Raw genomic sequence first — 17,864 nt, forward strand, 5'->3', positions numbered from 1 at the left:
GATGCCGGCCCCGACGCGGCCGGTTCTACGGCCCCGTCAGCGTGTCGACGCGGTAGCGGCTGGCGGTCCAGGGCGGGGCATCGGGGGTGGGTGTGAGCCTGACCGTTACGCGGTCTTTGCCCGCGGTGAGAAAGCCGGGCACAAGGTACGTGTCGTCAAGCCAACGGTGTGCGGCGTTGCTGCGTGGCTCCAACCAATTCCCGGCGGCGACACCGTCAACGGCAACGTCTGCCGATTGAAACCCGGTTGACTGGTCCGAGATGCGGTGCAGGAGGATGCCGTGGTTGTCCGGGCCGATCGCGACGTCGAATGTGATCGCGCCGTCGGTCGTGGTGCGGACCAACCCGATGACGGGGCGGGTGTCGTCGTTCCCCTCGTATTGGCTCACCAGCAGCTGGTCGGTGGCCCCGGCGTCGGTGTAGCCGTGCACGAGCCGACTGACCGGATCGCCCGCGTAGACGTCGTCGCTGGGCATGGCGGTGTCGTCGGGCTGGGTGTAGAGGAATGCCGTTGAGCTGTAATCGGGTTGAACCATGTCGCGTTTGCCGTGCTCGATGCCGAATCGGATGGCGGAGCGGTAGCCGATGGCGTCGGCGAGCATGAGCCGATAGGCGGCGACGCAGTAGTCGGCACAGCCGCCGGCGGCCGTGCGTTGATCGGGCTGGCCCGTCAGCGGGTCGCTAAAGTGCTTGCCGTTCTTGAAGTACCAGCCGCCCTCGTAGAAGTCCTCGGTGCCGGTGCCGTACCACTGGGGCGACGCGGCACCATCCGTGTACACGCGTTCGGCCCCTTCGAGAAAGTACGGGGCGTCGTCGCTGAACGACGTCTTGGTCCGGGAACCGCGGATGGTGTGGCTGACGCCGACGAATTTGCCGTGACCGTGTTCATCGGCGAACAGCCAGTCCTGGCCGAGGGTCGTCGGCCCGGCGTGCGAGCGCGCGGTGAAGTAGCCGGCGCGGCCGCTGCCGAGGGCGGCTGCCCACTCGGGGTCGGGCGCGCTCACGACATCGCTGTCGATCCCCGATACGGGATCGCCGGTCGTGTTGACGAGGGCGACGCGGGCCGTGCGCGCGAAAGGCATTGGCCACCATGCCGACAACGACAACGAATCCCCCTGCGGGATCGTGGCGAACATCAACGATCGCACGGTGTTTGCACCCAGCCCGGCGCCGAAGAACTCCCCGAGCGGCGAGTCGACCATCATCCGGCCGTCGAACTCGATCTGCAGCCGCAGCCCGGCCAGAAGTTCATCCGCCGGTTGCGGCAGCCGCAGGCGCAGCGCCGAGATGCTGCTCGGCCCAACCGATTCCGCGATCGTCACCCCAGCGCCGGCGGGGAGATCGACGGCCCGACTGTCATGCGTCGCCGCGGCGGCCGCCGGCTTGGGGTCGACGGTGCCCGCGGCGCGGAGGGTGGCGAGGACATCGAGCGCGGGGTCTGAGGGCGAGAACGTGGCCACGCCGTCGGCGGTCGAAAACTGGCGGTAGGCGACGTGGTAATACTCGAGATGCGATGCGACGCTGACCCGCATCGATTGCCGGTACGGCATCGGGACCTTGATGTAGACGCCCCCCGGTGACTGCGCGGCGTTGGCCACAAGCGGCCACACGAACGGCGCGCCCAGCGCGCCGTCGACCAACGATTGCAGCGGCGCGTCCACCACCGTCCGGCCGTCCAGCTCGACGCGGATCGTCCCGATCGCGCGCACATTGCCGCCGTCGCGGGTGAACCAGATCGAATCAACCTCTCCCGCACCGTGATCCTCGGCGATGACGCAGCCGGCACCGCCGGACGCCAGACATCCGCCGGTGCCGTTCTTGTTGCCGGTGGAGACGTCGAAGTCGCCGCCGCTTCGATCGAAGCTCGACACCTGCAGGGTCTGGGTGTCGGCGCTCAGGTACGGCAACCGATCCAATCGACGGTAGGTGTCCCAGCCGACCGCCCTGTCGCCGGGCGCTTTGGTTGTCGGCTCGGCAGGGGCTGCGCCGGCCGGGGCGAGGCCGGCAATCCCCAACAGCAGCAAGGCGAGCGTGGCAGACAACGCCCGTGCCGCCAACCGACAACAGGCCATCACCGCCCCTTAGGCTTCGGCCCACCCGCGGCGGCCCTACGCCGGATACAGGGTCATCGTATCGGCGCCGTAATCGACGTATATCGGGAACAGCGAGTAGGGCGCATACCCGGTGTTCATCACCCCGCTGGAGATGACCGTCGGGTAGTACGCGTTGGGACCCCCGGCGTAGGTGTACTCGTACAGCGGCGTGCCGTCAGTGGTAGAGATCTCGACCAGGGTCCCCGGTGCCGCATTCCCGATGATGGACGACGGGATGGTTCCCTGCACGCCGCCGGAGTCGACCATCGAGAGAACGTCGGTGTAGGTGGTGTTGCCGACCTTGACGTCCAGGTTGGTAATCGGCGCACCGGTGAGCGTGGCAATGCTAGTCCCCAGGTTTGTCGGCGGGCCACCGAACTGTAGGTAAGGCGAGGCCGCGACTTCGTTGATGAGCAGGCCCTGGTTGTAGGGCGCCGGCAGCGCCTGGGTCGCAATGCTGGGACCCGGGCCCCCCGCGTTGGGTCCGACGCCCAGAACGCCGGACACACCGTCTTGGGCGAAGTAGGACTGGAACGAGAAGCCGTTGGTCTGCAACGCGTGCAGGGACGTCGGCCACGCGAAGAGCTCGACGTCAACGGGGGTCGACGAGGTGACGAGTCCGCCCCCGAAATTCACCGGGGCGTTAAACGTGGCGTACAGGTAGTCCAATCCCCCGCTGTAGCCGCCGATGCCGAACCCGTGGGGCAGGCCGAGCTGGAGCATGCCTAGCAATCCCCCGACGTCTTGGAAGGGGATCACAAGACCCGTGGAGCCGGTGTCCACCAGCAACGGCACGGGCGATCCGCTGCCCACCGAGGCGTTCACCACCGGTTCGGTGCCGTCGACGATGGTCAGCGGCGCGGTTGCCGTCCCGCCATTCACCGCGCCGCCGAGGGACACCGACGACCCGGTGCCGATCAGCGGGCGCCCCAACAGGAACTCGGTGGGCGCGTTGATGACGTTGATGACTTGTTGCTGGACCTGGCCGAAGATGCCGGTCAACTCCTGCTCGATGGGCCCGAGCAGCCCGGTCAGGGGATCGCTGATGGCCGCCGAGCTCAGTACCGAACTCACCGGGTTGGTGGTGATCGCGGCCGATGCCTGGGCCGGCAGGCCCTGCAGCGCCGCCTCCCAGGACGATAGTTGTGCCACCGCCGCTGAGGCGCCGCCGTGGTAGCCGATCATCGCCGCCACGTCTTGGGCCCACATCTGCTCGTAGTTGGATTCCGCGGCGGCGATCGCGGGTGCGTTCTGCCCGAACAGGTTTGAGACCACCAGCTGCACCAACTCGTTGCGGTTGGCGGCGACCAACGCCGGGTGCACGGTGGCGGCCACGGTGGATTCGAACGTGCTGGCTATCACCTGGGCCTGGGCGGCCGCCGTTTGGGCTTGAGTCGCCGCCTCGGTCAAGTACCCCGCATACCGGGCGGCGGTCTGCGTCATCGCCGCCGATGCGGGCCCTTGCCAGGCCTGGCCAGTCAACCCCGAGGTGACCGACGAGAACGACTGCGCCGCCGTGCCCAGCTCGGTCGCCAGCCCGTCCCACGACGCCGCGGCGGCCAGCATCGGAGCCGAACCCGCACCGGAGAACAGCAACGACGAAATGATCTCCGGTGGCGACGTCAGAAAGCTCATCCCCGAACTGTCCTTCCCCTCTACGCCAAGCCCATGCTTCTTCCCGGGGACGGGCACCTCACGCCACAGGTCAGACGGTCGGGCGCGTCACAGGGCCGTAGGCCAGACTCTAGGAAAATTCGGCCCAAAAATCTCGGGATTCACCAAACCGTTCCCAGACCAGCAACCTCCAGACGCGTAGGCCGCGGTCATGCGGTCGAACGGGACTACGGTGGCGCTGTGACCGATCGTCAGGAACGTGCGACGTCCTTCGGAACCGTTGCGGAGAACTACGACGGGCTGCGACCGCAGCCTCCGCCGCAGGCGGTGGACTGGCTGGTGCCGCCCGGTTGCGGGGTGGCCGTCGACGTGGGCGCGGGCACCGGACTGTTCACCCGCACCCTGGTGGACAAGGCCGCACAGGTCATCGCCGTCGAACCCGACGCGCGGATGCGAAACGTGTTGACGGCGCGATCCCCGGGAGTTCGCGTTGTCGAGGGCCGTGGTGAGTCGATTCCGCTTCCGGACGCGTCCGCCGACGCGGTGTTCGTCTCGTCGGCGTGGCACTGGATGGACGACGAACGGGCCGTCCCCGAGATCGGCCGGGTGCTGCGCGACGGCGGTCGGTTCGGCCTGATCTGGACGAGCCGGGACCGCGAGGTGGACTGGGTGCGCAGCCTGGGCGACCGGCCGCCCGGCGAGGACACGCCCGAGGCCGAATCGGCCGACCGGATCCGGCGGCGGCTGGACGTCGTTCTCCCGCAGCCGTCGGTCTTCCACAACATCGCGCGCGAGACGTTCCGGTTTGTGCGCACGATGGCGGTCGAGGACGTCGTCGCGATGCTGGGCACCTACAGCCGGGTCATCGTCGCGTCTCCGGACGACCGCGCGCGCAGCCTCGCCCGGGCGCGCGCCGCCCTGGAGGCACGGTTCCCGGGGGTTGACGTGATCGACGTCCCCATGCGGGCATCGTGTTGGCGTGCCGATCGGATCGCCCGCGGCGACGAGTAGTAAGCCCGCTGGCGGCGGCACCGCATGCGACGCCGTCGCCGACGGTATGTCAGCATTTGGAAATGACCGCACGTCGCCTTGCCCGCCTCGTTGGTATTTCGCTCATGACGGCGTGGGCGGCGCTCAGCGCGCCGACCGTCACCCCGGCCGCGTCCGCCGATCCATGCTCCGACGTCGCCGTGGTTTTCGCGCGTGGCACCCATCAGGAGCCCGGCCTCGGCAACGTCGGCCAGGCCTTTGTCGACTCGCTGACCTCGCAGGTTGGCGGGCGGTCCGTCGGGGTCTACGCCGTGGATTACCCGGCGAACGACGACTACCACAACAGCGCGACCGCCGGCGCCAACGACGCGAGCGCACACATCCAGGACACCGTCGCCGGCTGCCCGAACACAAAAGTTGTGCTCGGCGGATATTCGCAGGGCTCGACCGTGATCGACCTGGCCACCGCCGCGACGCCGGCGCCGGTGGCCGATCACGTCGCCGCCGTCGCCCTTTTCGGCGAACCCTCCAGCGGGTTCTCCAGCATGCTGTGGGGCGGCCAGCCGCTGCCGACGATCAGCCCGCTGTACGCCGGCAAGACCATCAGCTTGTGCGCCCCCGACGATCCGATTTGCTCCGGGGGCGGCAACATCATGGCCCACGTGTCGTACATCCAGTCCGGCATGACCGACCAGGCCGCGACGTTCGCGGCCAACCGCCTCGGCCCGGCGTCGCCCAACACATAAGCCGTGACACCCCTGGTGAAGTTGTTCCGCGACACCGTCGCGGTCCGGATGTCGGTGGCCGTGGTGCTCGGGGTCGCCGTCGCTCTCGCGGTGGGAAACACGGTCGGCTGGCGATTCGCGCTTGCCGGCTGGGTCGTTACCGCGGGCGTGTATGTGGTGTGGACGCAGCTGATCCTGCTCGGAATGGACGCCGAGCAAACCCGCGCGTGGGCGACCCGGGAGGACCCCACCCGCTGGGTTGCCGACGTGGTCATCGTGTCGGCCAGCGTCGCGAGCCTGGGCGGCGTCGGCTACGTGGTGGCCGCCGGGTCGCACTCCGGCGCCAGAGCCGTAGAAGCCGCCCTCGTCGGCATCCTGACCGTCGCGGCGTCCTGGTTCGCGGTGCACACGCTGTTCACCGTGCACTACGCCCGGCTCTACTACTCGGACGAACCGGGTGGCATCAACTTCCACGACCCGGAGCAGCCCCGCTTCCGGGACTTCGCCTACGTGGCCTTCACCGTCGGCATGACCTACCAGGTGTCAGACACCGAGATCGGACTGACCTCGATCAGGGCGACGGTGTTGCGTCATGCGCTGCTGTCCTACCTGCTGGGCGCCGTTGTCCTGGCGGTCACGATCAACTTGATCGCGGGCCTGGGTTCCAGGCTCTAATCCGGGCAATAGGTGGATTCCGCGGCGCTGACCATCCCCGTGACGTCCGCGAACGAGTAGCCTTTCGAGCTCAGGCCGGAGTGGATGTCCGCGGCAATCGCATCCGGGGTTTTGCCAGCCATGCGGTCCGAACAGATCTGGTGTCCGATTGAGATCATGTCGGCGTCGCCCCCCGAGTTCCAACTGAAACCGAGACCGTGCAGCTTCGTGAGGTATGCGTCATCGGTGCTGTCGGCCATCGCAATCGCGGTGCCAGTGGTGAGGGCGACGCCGACCATCGCGGGGATAGTCAGTTTGGCCAGCCAGCGAGAGGGAAACATTCCAGACCTACCTTTTGTTGGCGTCGAGGGTGCCGCCAGTATATGAGCGTCAGGCGGAATCAAATATTAAAAGTAGACAAATTCGTGACGAGCTGGGTCCGTGTTCTCGGCTAGGTTGCCGCGGTGACGACGATCGACTCCTCGCCCGTGCGCCAGGCGCTCGTGAAGGTGGCGATGCTGACCCGCTCGTCGGCATGGTCGGCGCCGGGGTCGTTGAGGTGAACGATCTCCTTATTGGTGTCGATCCCGGTGACGACCAGGAAGTGGTCGGCCTTGGCGCGCTGGTCGCCGGTGTTCCAGATGATTGCGGAATTGACCCAGGCGATGACTTTGCGGTCGTTGCCGAGGTACTGCTCGAGCGCCGGCAGGCCGGTCTGGTCGGGGTGCGCGGCATACGTCATGACCGATTTGATCCCGTAGTGGTCGAGTAGCACGACCTCGTCGGCCATCTCGATGCCGCCATTGCCGTTCGAGTGGCTCGGGTCGTCCCGGGGGGCGTAGATCGGACCGGGGTTGGTTCCCGACGGCGTGTTTTCGGCCAGGGTGATCATCTGCTCCTCCGTCGGCGCGTGCCCGGTGATTTCACCGACCACGTCGGCCACGGACACCAGACCGCAGTTGTCCTCGAGCGACTGCTGCTGCCAGTACTTGGCCGCCGTCGCCGGGTCGCCGTAGACGCCGCTGGTGGCGGCCGGCGACGGTGTCGCCGCCGGCGCCGACGGCGACACCGGGCCACATCCCGACGCGACGGAAACGCCGGCCACACCGACACAGGCGCCCACCAGCGCGGCGCGCGCCGCTGTTGCGATCCGGGAATTAAACATGATGGCTCGCAAAGGCTGGCTGGAGATTCGAATTGCGTCCAAACGGTAGCACCTCGGGGCAATCCGGGACGAGGAATTAGCAGACGCGGATCGCGCATTCGCAATGGTCGGCTAGCGGCGACGGCGCCCTACCGAGAAGCAATCACAAACCGTTCCCCCGTAGGCCGTAATGCGACGCGATCGAATACGCCGCATACCAGTCAGGCGCATACCGCCATAAAAGAGTCAATTAGCAACTATTGCCCTGGTTGACAATTTGCTAGGGAGTCAATGAGCCAGCAGGCGTTTTTTCTGCTCGGTGAATTCCTCGTCGGTAAGGATTCCCGAGTCGCGCAGCGAGGCCAGTTCGCGGAGCTCGGCGGCGATGCTCGTGACCGGGCCGCCGGCCGGAACCTCCGCCGGCGCCGCCTTCTCATCAGTCTTCCCGGTAGTCGTGGGCGCCCCGATCCGCTCCCGACTGCCCGGGCCACCGCCGGTGCCGCCGGTGCCGGCCATCGCGCGCCCGGCCATGCCCGCCAGGGCCATCTGGCTGAACAGGCTTCCCGCGCCCCCGGTGGAGGCTTCCGCGGCGGCGCCCATGGTCGTCACCGGCAACGCGATCGCCAACGGTCGGATCATCGTCGTCTCGTAAGTCCAGGCCGGTGGAACCGAAAGTGTCCCAACCATGTTCGACTCGCCCAGGCCCGCCGACACCGTCGGTGCGCCGAGGTTCGTGATCACCGGGAACGGCGTTGGCGGCACCGGCTCCGTCCCCGGCCAGGCCTCTACCCCGGCCCAGCCGCTGACGATGGCATCCGTGTGGAAACCCGTCAGGGCACCGACGATGTCGTAGGGAAGAGACACGAGCGTCAACGGTGAGTCGATGCCGAGTCCGGCCAAGCTGGCTGGTGCGTCGAGGAAGATTGCGATCAGATCGCTCGCCAGGTCCAGCGCGTCGAGCGGCGTCGCCTGGGCCGGGGTCGCCGCAGCCGGAGTCGCAAGGCTGCTCAGCGCGTTGGGTACCGCGGACACGGGGTTCGATGCCACGCTGCTCTGCACATTGCCGGCGGAAGTGCCGGCGGCCTGGCCGACCGCGCCGGCTTGGCTTGCCGGCCCTCCGGAGTTGGTGTTCTGCTCCGGTCGGGAAAACGGCGTCAGCGTCGTCGCCGACGCCGCCGAACCCGCATAGCTGTACATGGCCGCGGCGTCTTGGGCCCACATCTCGGCGTACTGGGCCTCGGTGGTCGCGATCGTCGGGGTGTTCTGCCCGAAGATGTTCGTCGCGATCAGGGCCATCAGCAGGCTGCGGTTGGCGGCGATCACCGGTGGTGGCACCGTTTCTGCGAACGCCGTCTCGTAGGCGGTTGCCGCCACTTTGGCTTGGGCGGCCGTCTGGTCGGCCTGCGCAGCGGTCGTGCGCATCCACGCCACATACGGGCCGGCCGCGGCGGCCATTGACAGCGATGCCGGGCCCAGCCAGGGTCCGGCCGTCAGTCCCATGACCTCCGTCTGATACGAGCTCGCGGTCGACTGCAGCGAGGCGGCCAGTTCGTCCCACGCCGCCGCGGCGGCCAGCATCGGTCCCGACCCGGGACCGACGTACATGCGCGCGGAGTTGATCTCCGGTGGCAATGCTGCGAAGTCCATGTCGTTTCCTCCGATCGGTTGGAACGCCGCCAGGGCCCTGACGACTTCGGTGACGACGTACTGGACGGCGCAGCCAGAACCGAGCCAGCAAAAAATCGCATCGCTCCAGTACTACATCTCCCCGCGATTGCAGGTGGCCGATACCGCGCCGGACCGACCGGTCAATCCTCGCCCGCGGACGGTTCACCGTGCGACCACCGATTCGGTCGTGTAGAAGAGTCTGGTGGAGGATCCCCCACCCGCCTCGTTCGACCCATCGATGCTGCGCGAAGCGATGGCCAGTCGGTTGTATCGCCGATCGGTGGCCGAGGGCCAGATCACCGTGCCGGCCGTTCCGGGCATGATCGACGAGTACGTCCAACTGTGCGGCAACATCTGCGCCAGCCTCGGCGTCGCGTATACGCCCGAACAATCCGTTCAGCTCAGGAGGGTGCTGGAGACCGAGCTGGCGAAGGCCTTCAGCGCGTCCCAGCGTTCGGACATCGTCATCTCGTTTCACGCTCCGTTCGGGACGGGCCTGAACTACAGCGTCAAGGCCTCATGGCGGACGGTCGAGGCCGATTACGACCACTGGGTCGCCACCCGACCGCCTCCGCTGTTCGGCACCGAACCCGACGCGCGGGTGTTGACGCTGGCGTGCGAGGCGGCCGACCCCGGGGCCTATCGCGTGCTGGACATCGGCGCGGGAACCGGGCGCAACGCCCTGGCCCTGGCCCGGCGCGGCCACCCCGTCGACGCGGTCGAGATGGCCCCGAAGTTCGCCGACGTCATGCGTTCGGAGGCCGAAGGCGAATCGCTGGGCGTGCGCGTCATCCAGAGCGACGTCTTCACGGCGATGGAAGGCGTCCACGACGAATACCAACTGATGGTGCTGTCCGAGGTGGTGCCCGACTTCCGGACGACGCACGAGTTGCGCGGCGTGTTCGAACTTGCCGCCGATTGCCTTGCGCCCGGTGGACATTTGGTGTTCAACACGTTCCTGGCGCGCCCCGGCTACACGCCCGACGACGCGGCGCGCGAACTCGGGCAGCAGTGCAACACCATGATCTTCACCCGGGACGAGGTGAACGCCGCGGCGGACGAGCTCCCTCTGGAGCTCGTCGCCGACGACTCGGCCCACGAGTACGAAAAGGCCCACTTGCCCGTGGGCGCCTGGCCGCCCACGGGCTGGTTCGAGGGATGGGCCGGCGGTCTCGACGTGTTCGATGTGGCGCCCGAGGATTCCCCGATCGAGCTGCGGTGGCTCGTCTATCGGAAATTGTCGTCGTCGACGCGCGGATGACGAGTTGCCCTTTGGCGCAACGTGTTTCGTCCGGCCTGGGCGTCGCGGGTTTCCGGCAGGTGAATCGAAGGACCGCGTTCACCGCAAGTTTGTGCGTCCTCCTCCCGGAAAGTCTTGACTGATTCCAAATAAGTGCGCATATTGGCTACTGTGTCCTCAACGGCCGATTACGCGGAACGGCTGCGGATGGCCGACCTTCGTGTGACCCGGCCCCGGGTCGCGGTTCTGGAAGCCGTGCACGCCCACCCGCACGCCGACACCGAGACGATCTTCACGGCGGTGCGCGGGGGGCTGCCCGAGGTCTCCCGCCAGGCCGTCTACGACGTGCTGAACGCGCTGACCGCGGTGGGGCTCGTCCGGCGGATCCAGCCGTTGGGTTCGGTCGCCCGCTACGAGGCCCGGGTCGGCGACAACCACCACCACGTCGTGTGCCGGTCCTGCGGCGTCATCGCCGACGTCGACTGTGCGGTCGGCGAGGCGCCCTGCCTGACGCCGTCGGACGACAACAACGTTCTGGACGGCTTCGTCCTGGACGAGGCCGAGGTCATCTACTGGGGCCTGTGCCCCGACTGCTCCACCACAGATTCCGGATCACTCCCGTGATCGCAGCCCGAATCACTCACCACCGGAAAGGAATACCGTGTCATCCGATATATCCCAAAGCCACCCACCGCAACCAGACACCAAGACGGCCAGCACCAGCGAAAGCGAAAACCCGGTCATCCCCTCCCCCAAGCCGAAGTCGCACGCTCCGCTGACGATCCGCGACTGGTGGCCCGACCAGATCGACGTGTCGGCGCTGCACCCGCACGCCCCGCAGTCCAACCCGCTCGGCGATGACTTCGATTACGCCGCGGAGTTCGCCAAGCTCGATCCCGAGGCGCTCAAGAGGGACATCTTCGAGGTGATGACCACCTCGCAGGACTGGTGGCCCGCCGACTACGGCCATTACGGCGGCCTGTTCATCCGGATGAGCTGGCACGCCGCGGGCACCTACCGCATTCACGACGGCCGCGGCGGCGGCGGCCAGGGCATGCAGCGCTTCGCCCCGCTCAACAGCTGGCCCGACAACGTGAGCCTGGACAAGGCGCGCCGGTTGTTGTGGCCGGTCAAGAAGAAGTACGGCAACAAGATCTCCTGGGCCGACCTGATCATCTTCGCCGGCAACTGCGCGCTGGAGTCCATGGGCTTCAAGACCTTTGGCTTCGGCTTCGGCCGCGAAGACGTCTGGGAGCCCGAGGAAATCCTCTGGGGCGAGGAGGACGCCTGGCTGGGCACCGACAAGCGCTACTCCGGCGAGCGTGACCTCGCGCAGCCCTACGGCGCGACCACCATGGGCCTGATCTACGTCAACCCGGAGGGCCCCGAGGGCAAGCCGGACCCGGTCGCCGCGGCGATCGACATCCGCGAGACGTTCGGCCGGATGGCGATGAACGACGAGGAGACCGCCGCGCTCATCGTCGGGGGGCACAGCTTCGGCAAGACCCACGGAGCCGGCGACGCCGACCTCGTCGGCCCCGAGCCGGAGGCCGCCCCGATCGAGCAACAGGGGCTGGGCTGGAAGAGCTCCTACGGCACCGGCAAGGGCAAGGACGCCATCACCAGCGGCCTGGAGGTGGTCTGGACGCCCACCCCCACCAAGTGGGACAACACCTTCCTGGAGACCCTGTACGGCTACGAGTGGGAGCTGACCAAGAGCCCGGCCGGGGCCTGGCAGTTCGTCGCGAAGGACGGCGCCGGCGCGGGCACCATCCCCGACCCGTTCGGCGGCCCCGGCCGCGCCCCGACGATGCTGGTCACCGACATCTCGCTGCGCGAGTCGCCGATCTATCGCGACATCACGCGGCGTTGGCTGGACCACCCCGAGGAGCTGTACCAGGCCTTCGCCAAGGCCTGGTACAAGCTGCTGCACCGCGACATGGGGCCGATCAGCCGCTACCTGGGGCCGTGGATCGCCGAGCCGCAGCTGTGGCAGGACCCGGTTCCGCCCGTCGACCACGAGCTGGTCGGCGAGAAGGACGTCGCGGCGCTGAAGAGCAAAGTGCTCGAGTCCGGCCTGTCCGTTCCGCAGCTGGTCAAGACGGCCTGGTCGGCGGCGTCGAGCTTCCGCCGCACCGACAAGCGGGGCGGGGCGAACGGGGCGCGGCTGCGCCTCGAGCCGCAGCGCAGCTGGGAGGTCAACGAGCCCTCCGAGCTGGACAAGGTGTTGCCCGTGCTGGAGAAGATCCAGCAGGACTTCAACACGTCGGCGTCCGGCGGCAAGAGGATCTCGCTGGCCGACCTGATCGTGCTGGCCGGGTCCGCCGGGATCGAGAAGGCAGCCAAGGACGCCGGCTACGAGATCTCGGTGCATTTCGCGCCCGGGCGCACCGACGCGTCGCAGGAGAGCACCGACGTGGAGTCGTTCGCGGTGCTCGAGCCGCGGGCCGACGGGTTCCGCAACTACATCCGTCCCGGCGAGAAGGCGCCGCTGGAGCAGCTGCTGCTGGAGCGGGCCTACCTGCTGGGCGTGACCGGTCCGGAAATGGCGGTGCTGGTCGGTGGCCTGCGTGTCCTGGGCGCCAATCACGGCGGCACCAAGCACGGCGTTTTCACCGACAGGCCCGGCGTGTTGACCAACGACTTCTTCGTCAACCTGGTCGACATGGGTAACGAGTGGAAGGCGTCGGAGTCGGCGGAGAACGTCTACGAGGTGCTCGACCGCGCGTCGGGTCAGCGCAAGTGGACGGCCACGGCCAACGATCTGGTGTTCGGTTCCAACTCGGTGCTGCGCGCGCTGGCCGAGGTCTATGCCCAGGACGACAACGAGGGCAAGTTCGTCGAGGACTTCGTCGCGGCCTGGGTCAAGGTCATGAACAGCGACCGGTTCGACCTGAAGTGACACGACGCGACGCCCCGCGGGCCGTTCGGCTCGCGGGGCGTCGCGCGTCGGGTCAGCGCGCGAAATCCCACTGGCCGAAGTCGGGTGCCAGGACGTCGTCGACGTCGACGTTGATCCCGCCGAGCAGGGGGCCCGGGTTCGACGGGCTGTTGACCACGGCCTGATAGAGCACCGCGGCGGGCTCGCGCTCCCCGTGCGACCACGATCTCGTCTGCCACGCCCACCGGTGCCCCGGCGTGCTCGAGCTGCCTATGACGCCGTCTCGGATCGCCCACCCGCAGGCCTGGGCGTGGCCGTAGATGCCGGTGCGGCCCACGCCCAGCACCGAGTTGATTCCCCGAAACCATTGGACACCAACGGTATTCCAGACGTTGACGTCGATGTCGTCGTCGATGCTGAAGAAGATCGGGGCCGACCCGGGACCCCCGGCGGCGGCGTGCAGGCGTTGGGCCGTCTGGGCGTCGGCGACGCCGCCGTCGTAGCCGCGGGTGCAGTCCGACGGGTCGGGCCAGCCGGGTTTGCCGTACTGGAAGTTGCTGACGATCTGAAGGCCCGCGGCCCGCAGCGCGTCCGCGTACTCGCGGGTGATGGGCTTTGCCTCGAAGTTCGCGCCCGGTCGCGAGTTCGACACGTAGTTCACCACCCCGCCATAGCCCGCCGACCTGATCTCGTCCGGCGAGATCCTCCGCTCGGCGAAATCGATCAGCCGCATGTCGGCGGCCGACGCCTTAGGCGCGTTGACCGGCGCGGCCGCCGCCCCCAGGCCCAGCAGGACCGGTGCGGCGAGTTTGAGGGCGTCGCGCCGTGAGACCGATCGCACGGCGCGATGCTAACAAGCCGTCGTGCGCTGACGGCGTCGAGTGTGAGCCCAGGGCGAAAAATCCCCGAGAATCTGCGCCCTGGGCGCACACGGGAAGCCCTGGGCGCACACTCGAACCCGTTGCGTTGGGAGCGCGTTGCGTCAATTAGGTGATCGAACTATAGTCTGGACACATGTCCAGTTTGCTGTCGCGGATCCCGGCGGTCCGTTGATCGCGATGGATTGGGGGGCGGTCGCCCGCGTTCTTTCGTCGGCGGATAAGAGTTGAGTATGCGAATTGCCCTGCTGTCCTATCGCAGTAAGGACCATTGCGGCGGACAGGGCGTCTACGTGCGCCATCTCAGCCGCGGCCTGGTCGAACTCGGCCACGACGTGGAAGTGTTCTCCGGCCAGCCCTATCCGGAACTGCTGGACCCACGGGTCCGGTTGACCAAGGTGCCCAGCCTCGATCTGTATCGCGAGCCCGATCCGTTCCGGGTGCCCCGGCCGAGCGAGATCCGCGACTCCATCGACCTGCTGGAACTGCTGACGGTGTGGACCGCGGGCTTTCCCGAACCGCGAACGTTCACGCTGCGCGTCGCGCGGTTATTGGCCGACCGGGCAAAGGATTTCGACCTCGTTCACGACAACCAGAGCCTGGGAACCGGGCTGCTCACCATCGCCGACGCGGGCCTGCCGGTGGTGGCCACCGTGCACCACCCCATCACCCGCGACCGGGTGCTCGACGTCGCTGCCGCACGATGGTGGCGAAAGCCGTTGGTGCACCGCTGGTATGGCTTCTCCAAGATGCAGGAGCAGGTGGCGCGCCGAATCCCGGACCTGTTGACCGTCTCGTCGTCATCGGCCGCCGACATCGTCGCCGACTTCGGGGTCTCGCCGGATCAACTGCACGTGGTGCCGCTGGGCGTCAACACCGAGTTGTTCAAGCCGGGATCGCGGCCACGGCACCCCGGCCGGGTCATCGCGATCGCCAGCGCCGACACCCCGCTGAAGGGCGTCCGGACGCTGCTGCACGCGGTCGCCAGGCTGCGCACGAGCCGCGATCTCGAGTTGCGGCTCGTCGCCAAGGTGGAACCCAACGGCCCCACGCACAAGCTCATCGCGGAGCTGGGCATCTCCGACATCGTCCACATTGCCAGCGGGCTTTCCGATGCGGAGCTCGCGGCGCTGTTCGCCTCGGCCGAGGTCGCCTGCATTCCCTCTCTCTACGAAGGGTTTTCGCTGCCGGCGGTGGAGGCCATGGCCAGCGGGACGCCGATCGTGGCCAGCCGGGTGGGCGCGCTGCCAGAGGTCCTGGGGACCGATGGCGCCTGCGCGGAGCTGGTGCCGCCCGCCGACGTCGATGCGCTAACCCGTGCGCTCGGCGGGCTTCTCGACTCGCCGGAAAAGCGCCGCGGCATGGGCAAGGCCGGCCGCGACCGCGCGGTCAGCGTGTTCAGCTGGGAAGCCGTGGCCGCGCAGACGGTGGGCGTTTACGAGCGGGCGATCGCGCGATGCTGACCGTGGATTTCGACCGGCTCGGCATCGGGCCCTCCGTCAAGGTCATCGACGTGGGCTGCGGGGCCGGCCGGCACGCCTTCGAGGCCTATCGGCGCGGCGCCGACGTCGTCGCCTTTGATCGCGACGCGTCCGAACTGCGTTCCGTCGACGCGATCCTGCGTGCGATGGCCGAGGCCGGGGAGGCGCCCGCGACGGCATCGGCGAAAGCGGTTCTCGGTGACGCGCTGGGCCTGCCGTATGCCGACGAGACCTTCGACTGCGTCATCGCCTCGGAAATCCTGGAACACGTTCCCCAGGACGACGCCGCCGTCGTCGAGCTGGTCAGGGTCCTCAAAGTTGGTGGCACACTGGCGGTCAGCGTGCCCCGGTGGTTGCCCGAGCGGGTGTGCTGGCTGCTGTCCGACGAATACCACAGCAACGAGGGCGGCCACGTCCGCATCTACCGGGCCAGCGAGCTGCGGGACAAGATCACCGGCGGCGGAATGGAATTGACGCACGCCCACCACGCGCATGCGCTGCACTCGCCGTTCTGGTGGCTGAAATGCGCCGTCGGCGTCTCGAAATCCGAGCATCCTGCGGTGGCCGCCTATCACAAGCTCCTGGTGTGGGATCTGATGCGGCGGCCGAAGGTGACGCAGCTGGCGGAGTCGCTGCTCAATCCGCTGGTCGGCAAGAGCGTGGTCATGTATTTCACCAAGCTGGATGCGGCGGAAAACGAAGCGGCCCAGGGATATTCCGTTGCATCGGTTTAACCCCCCGGCCGTCTCGGGTGTCCTGACACCCGATCAATGCCGACAGACCGCGCGGTCGATAGCCGCCGCGCAGGAATCGTCGGGCGCCATCCCGTGGTTCGCGGGTGGTCACACCGACCCGTGGGATCACGTGGAGTGCGCGATGGCGCTCACCGCGGCCGGACTGCTGGAGCCGGCGCGGGCCGCGTTCGACTGGAGCCGCCGCACCCAACGACCCGACGGCTCCTGGCCCATCCAAACCCGCGCTGGGGCCATCGAAGACTCCAACAGCGACAGCAACTTCTGCGCGTACATCGCCACCGGCGTCTGGCACCACGTGCTGGTGACCGGCGACAGGTCGTTCGCCGCCCGGATGTGGCCGGTGGTGCACAAGGCGATCGACTTCGTCATCGACCTGCAGTTTGGCTACGGCGAGATCGCCTGGGCGCGAAGCGAAGCCGGACCCGTGCCGGAGGCGCTGCTGACCGGGTGCGCCAGCGTGTTCCACAGCATCCGCTGTGCGCTGGCGCTGGCCGCGCTCGTCGGGGACCCGCAGCCCGAGTGGGAACTCGCGCTGGGCCGGCTGGGCCACGCGGTGGCTGCGCATCCCGAGGCGTTCACCGAAAAGGACCGCTACTCGATGGACTGGTACTACCCAATCCTCGGTGGCGCGCTGCGCGGCCCGGCGGCGGCCGCGCGAATCAAGCAGCGCTGGAACGACTTCGTGGTCGGCGGGCTCGGCATCCGTTGCGTGGACGACCGGCCCTGGGTGACCGGCGCCGAGACGTGCGAACTGGTGATGGCCCTCGACGCCCTCGGCCACCGGTCCGCCGCGCACCAACAATTCGCCGCGATGCAACACCTGCGCGACGGCGACGGATCCTATTGGACGGGCCTGGTATTCGCGGACGGGAAGCGGTGGCCGGAGGAGCGCACCACCTGGACCGGGGCGGCGATGATCCTGGCGGCCGACGCGCTGTCGGACACCACCGCGGGCAGCGGCATCTTCCGCGGCGACGGGCTGCCGATGGGTCTGCAGACCGGCTTCGATTGCGGGTGCGTGGTTACCGGTCGCTGATCCGTTCCAGTACCCGGAGCGAGCCGGTGGCCGAGATCTCGCGGAAATGCCCGGAATCCATTGCGCGGCAATAGATGTAGTAGGGCGGCCGCCCGCCGTCACGAGGGTCCGGGAACACGTCGTGGATGGCCAGCGCCCCGCCGACGCTCACCCACTTCGCCCATCCCTCGAAATCCTCGGTGGCGGCCTGCGCCGAGTGGCCGCCGTCGATGAACAAGAGTTGCAGCGGCGAGCGCCACCCGTGGGCCACGATCGGCGACTTGCCCACGATGGCGACGACGTGGTCGTCGAGGCCGGCCGCGTCGAGCGTGCGACGAAACGTCGGCAGCGTGTCGAACAGCCCGGTGACGTCGTCGACCAGGGAGGCGTCGTGGTACTCCCAGCCGGCTTGGTGTTCCTCCGAGCCGTGATGATGGTCGATGGTGTAGAGCACGCTGGCGGTTTGTTGGGCCGCAGCGCCCAGCAACAGGGTGGATTTGCCGCAGTAGGTGCCGACCTCGACGCCGACGCCGCCGTTGAGGTACCGCAGCGCGGCGCCGTAAAGCGCGCGTCCCTCGTCGGGCGGCATGAAGCCCCGGACCTGCTCGGCCAGCGCGAACAAGCGTTCCGTTGAACTGGCGTCGCTCATGAGCTGAACCTATCGGTCGGCGTGGCGGCGCCGACACCATGGTCGATGTTCTTGCCGCCCGGCGACGGCGCCGCGATC

Annotated in this window: 16 protein-coding genes; 9 read left to right on the plus strand and 7 right to left on the minus strand. The window is 68.1% G+C overall.

Going from position 1 to position 17,864, the window contains the following annotated elements; translation table 11 throughout:
• Positions 1 to 25: 25 nt before the first annotated feature.
• The gene (locus G6N25_RS20510) at positions 26 to 2,071 is read right to left on the minus strand and encodes a glycoside hydrolase family 172 protein (RefSeq protein ID WP_083072522.1); all 2,046 of its coding nucleotides are present in this window, start codon (positions 2,069 to 2,071) and stop codon (positions 26 to 28) included.
• A 36-nt stretch (positions 2,072 to 2,107) separates the two neighbouring features.
• Positions 2,108 to 3,727, minus strand: coding sequence for a PecA family PE domain-processing aspartic protease (locus G6N25_RS20515; protein ID WP_083072523.1), 1,620 nt, complete (start codon positions 3,725 to 3,727; stop codon positions 2,108 to 2,110).
• Positions 3,728 to 3,946: 219 nt separating this feature from the next.
• On the opposite strand from G6N25_RS20515, the gene G6N25_RS20520 reads away from it, so the two are divergent.
• The 3 genes from G6N25_RS20520 to G6N25_RS20530 all read left to right on the plus strand — a co-directional run bounded on the left by G6N25_RS20520 (position 3,947) and on the right by G6N25_RS20530 (position 6,096).
• Positions 3,947 to 4,717, plus strand: coding sequence for a class I SAM-dependent methyltransferase (locus G6N25_RS20520; protein WP_083072524.1), 771 nt, complete (start codon positions 3,947 to 3,949; stop codon positions 4,715 to 4,717).
• A gap of 62 nt (positions 4,718 to 4,779) precedes the next feature.
• Complete coding sequence (locus G6N25_RS20525) at positions 4,780 to 5,442, plus strand: cutinase family protein (RefSeq protein ID WP_142272476.1); 663 nt, start codon at positions 4,780 to 4,782, stop codon at positions 5,440 to 5,442.
• A gap of 48 nt (positions 5,443 to 5,490) precedes the next feature.
• The gene (locus tag G6N25_RS20530) at positions 5,491 to 6,096 is read left to right on the plus strand and encodes a DUF1345 domain-containing protein (protein WP_142272485.1); all 606 of its coding nucleotides are present in this window, start codon (positions 5,491 to 5,493) and stop codon (positions 6,094 to 6,096) included.
• Here G6N25_RS20530 and G6N25_RS20535 read toward each other — a convergent pair.
• From G6N25_RS20535 to G6N25_RS20545, 3 genes are all read right to left on the minus strand, one after another.
• Positions 6,093 to 6,374, minus strand: coding sequence for a DUF732 domain-containing protein (locus tag G6N25_RS20535; RefSeq protein ID WP_142272477.1), 282 nt, complete (start codon positions 6,372 to 6,374; stop codon positions 6,093 to 6,095). The genes G6N25_RS20530 and G6N25_RS20535 overlap by 4 nt on opposite strands.
• Before the next feature lie 152 nt (positions 6,375 to 6,526).
• Positions 6,527 to 7,240 (minus strand): C39 family peptidase, encoded by a 714-nt coding sequence (locus G6N25_RS20540; protein WP_083072528.1) that lies wholly within the window; start codon positions 7,238 to 7,240, stop codon positions 6,527 to 6,529.
• A 267-nt stretch (positions 7,241 to 7,507) separates the two neighbouring features.
• Positions 7,508 to 8,866, minus strand: a complete 1,359-nt coding sequence (locus G6N25_RS20545) for a PPE family protein, SVP subgroup (RefSeq protein WP_083072529.1) — start codon at positions 8,864 to 8,866, stop codon at positions 7,508 to 7,510.
• A gap of 223 nt (positions 8,867 to 9,089) precedes the next feature.
• Between G6N25_RS20545 and G6N25_RS20550 the strand changes: the two genes are divergently transcribed.
• From G6N25_RS20550 to katG, 3 genes are all read left to right on the plus strand, one after another.
• On the plus strand, positions 9,090 to 10,148 hold the full coding sequence (locus tag G6N25_RS20550; RefSeq protein ID WP_083072531.1) for a class I SAM-dependent methyltransferase: 1,059 nt from the start codon (positions 9,090 to 9,092) through the stop codon (positions 10,146 to 10,148).
• Between the two features lie 150 nt (positions 10,149 to 10,298).
• Entirely contained in the window at positions 10,299 to 10,751 is a 453-nt protein-coding gene (locus G6N25_RS20555) for a Fur family transcriptional regulator (protein WP_083072532.1), read from the plus strand.
• 37 nt (positions 10,752 to 10,788) lie between these two features.
• Positions 10,789 to 13,029 (plus strand): catalase/peroxidase HPI, encoded by a 2,241-nt coding sequence (gene katG / locus G6N25_RS20560; protein WP_083072533.1) that lies wholly within the window; start codon positions 10,789 to 10,791, stop codon positions 13,027 to 13,029.
• 52 nt (positions 13,030 to 13,081) lie between these two features.
• Here katG and G6N25_RS20565 read toward each other — a convergent pair whose 3' ends face one another.
• Positions 13,082 to 13,849 (minus strand): DUF1906 domain-containing protein, encoded by a 768-nt coding sequence (locus G6N25_RS20565; RefSeq protein ID WP_083072534.1) that lies wholly within the window; start codon positions 13,847 to 13,849, stop codon positions 13,082 to 13,084.
• Positions 13,850 to 14,119: 270 nt separating this feature from the next.
• Between G6N25_RS20565 and G6N25_RS20570 the strand changes: the two genes are divergently transcribed.
• The 3 genes from G6N25_RS20570 to G6N25_RS20580 are packed head-to-tail and all read left to right on the plus strand — an operon-like array spanning position 14,120 to position 17,158.
• On the plus strand, positions 14,120 to 15,349 hold the full coding sequence (locus G6N25_RS20570) for a glycosyltransferase family 4 protein (RefSeq protein WP_083072535.1): 1,230 nt from the start codon (positions 14,120 to 14,122) through the stop codon (positions 15,347 to 15,349).
• A complete protein-coding gene (locus G6N25_RS20575; protein WP_372506703.1) occupies positions 15,289 to 16,101 on the plus strand; it encodes a class I SAM-dependent methyltransferase in 813 nt (270 codons plus the stop codon). Before G6N25_RS20570 ends, G6N25_RS20575 begins: the two co-directional genes overlap by 61 nt.
• Positions 16,088 to 17,158 (plus strand): prenyltransferase, encoded by a 1,071-nt coding sequence (locus G6N25_RS20580; protein WP_083072537.1) that lies wholly within the window; start codon positions 16,088 to 16,090, stop codon positions 17,156 to 17,158. Before G6N25_RS20575 ends, G6N25_RS20580 begins: the two co-directional genes overlap by 14 nt.
• Here G6N25_RS20580 and G6N25_RS20585 read toward each other — a convergent pair.
• Positions 17,145 to 17,786, minus strand: a complete 642-nt coding sequence (locus tag G6N25_RS20585; RefSeq protein ID WP_083072538.1) for a class I SAM-dependent methyltransferase — start codon at positions 17,784 to 17,786, stop codon at positions 17,145 to 17,147. The two genes, G6N25_RS20580 and G6N25_RS20585, sit on opposite strands and share 14 nt — an antisense overlap.
• Positions 17,787 to 17,864 lie beyond the last annotated feature (78 nt).

The organism is Mycobacterium heidelbergense, assembly GCF_010730745.1.
In the GTDB taxonomy this organism is placed as follows: domain Bacteria; phylum Actinomycetota; class Actinomycetes; order Mycobacteriales; family Mycobacteriaceae; genus Mycobacterium; species Mycobacterium heidelbergense.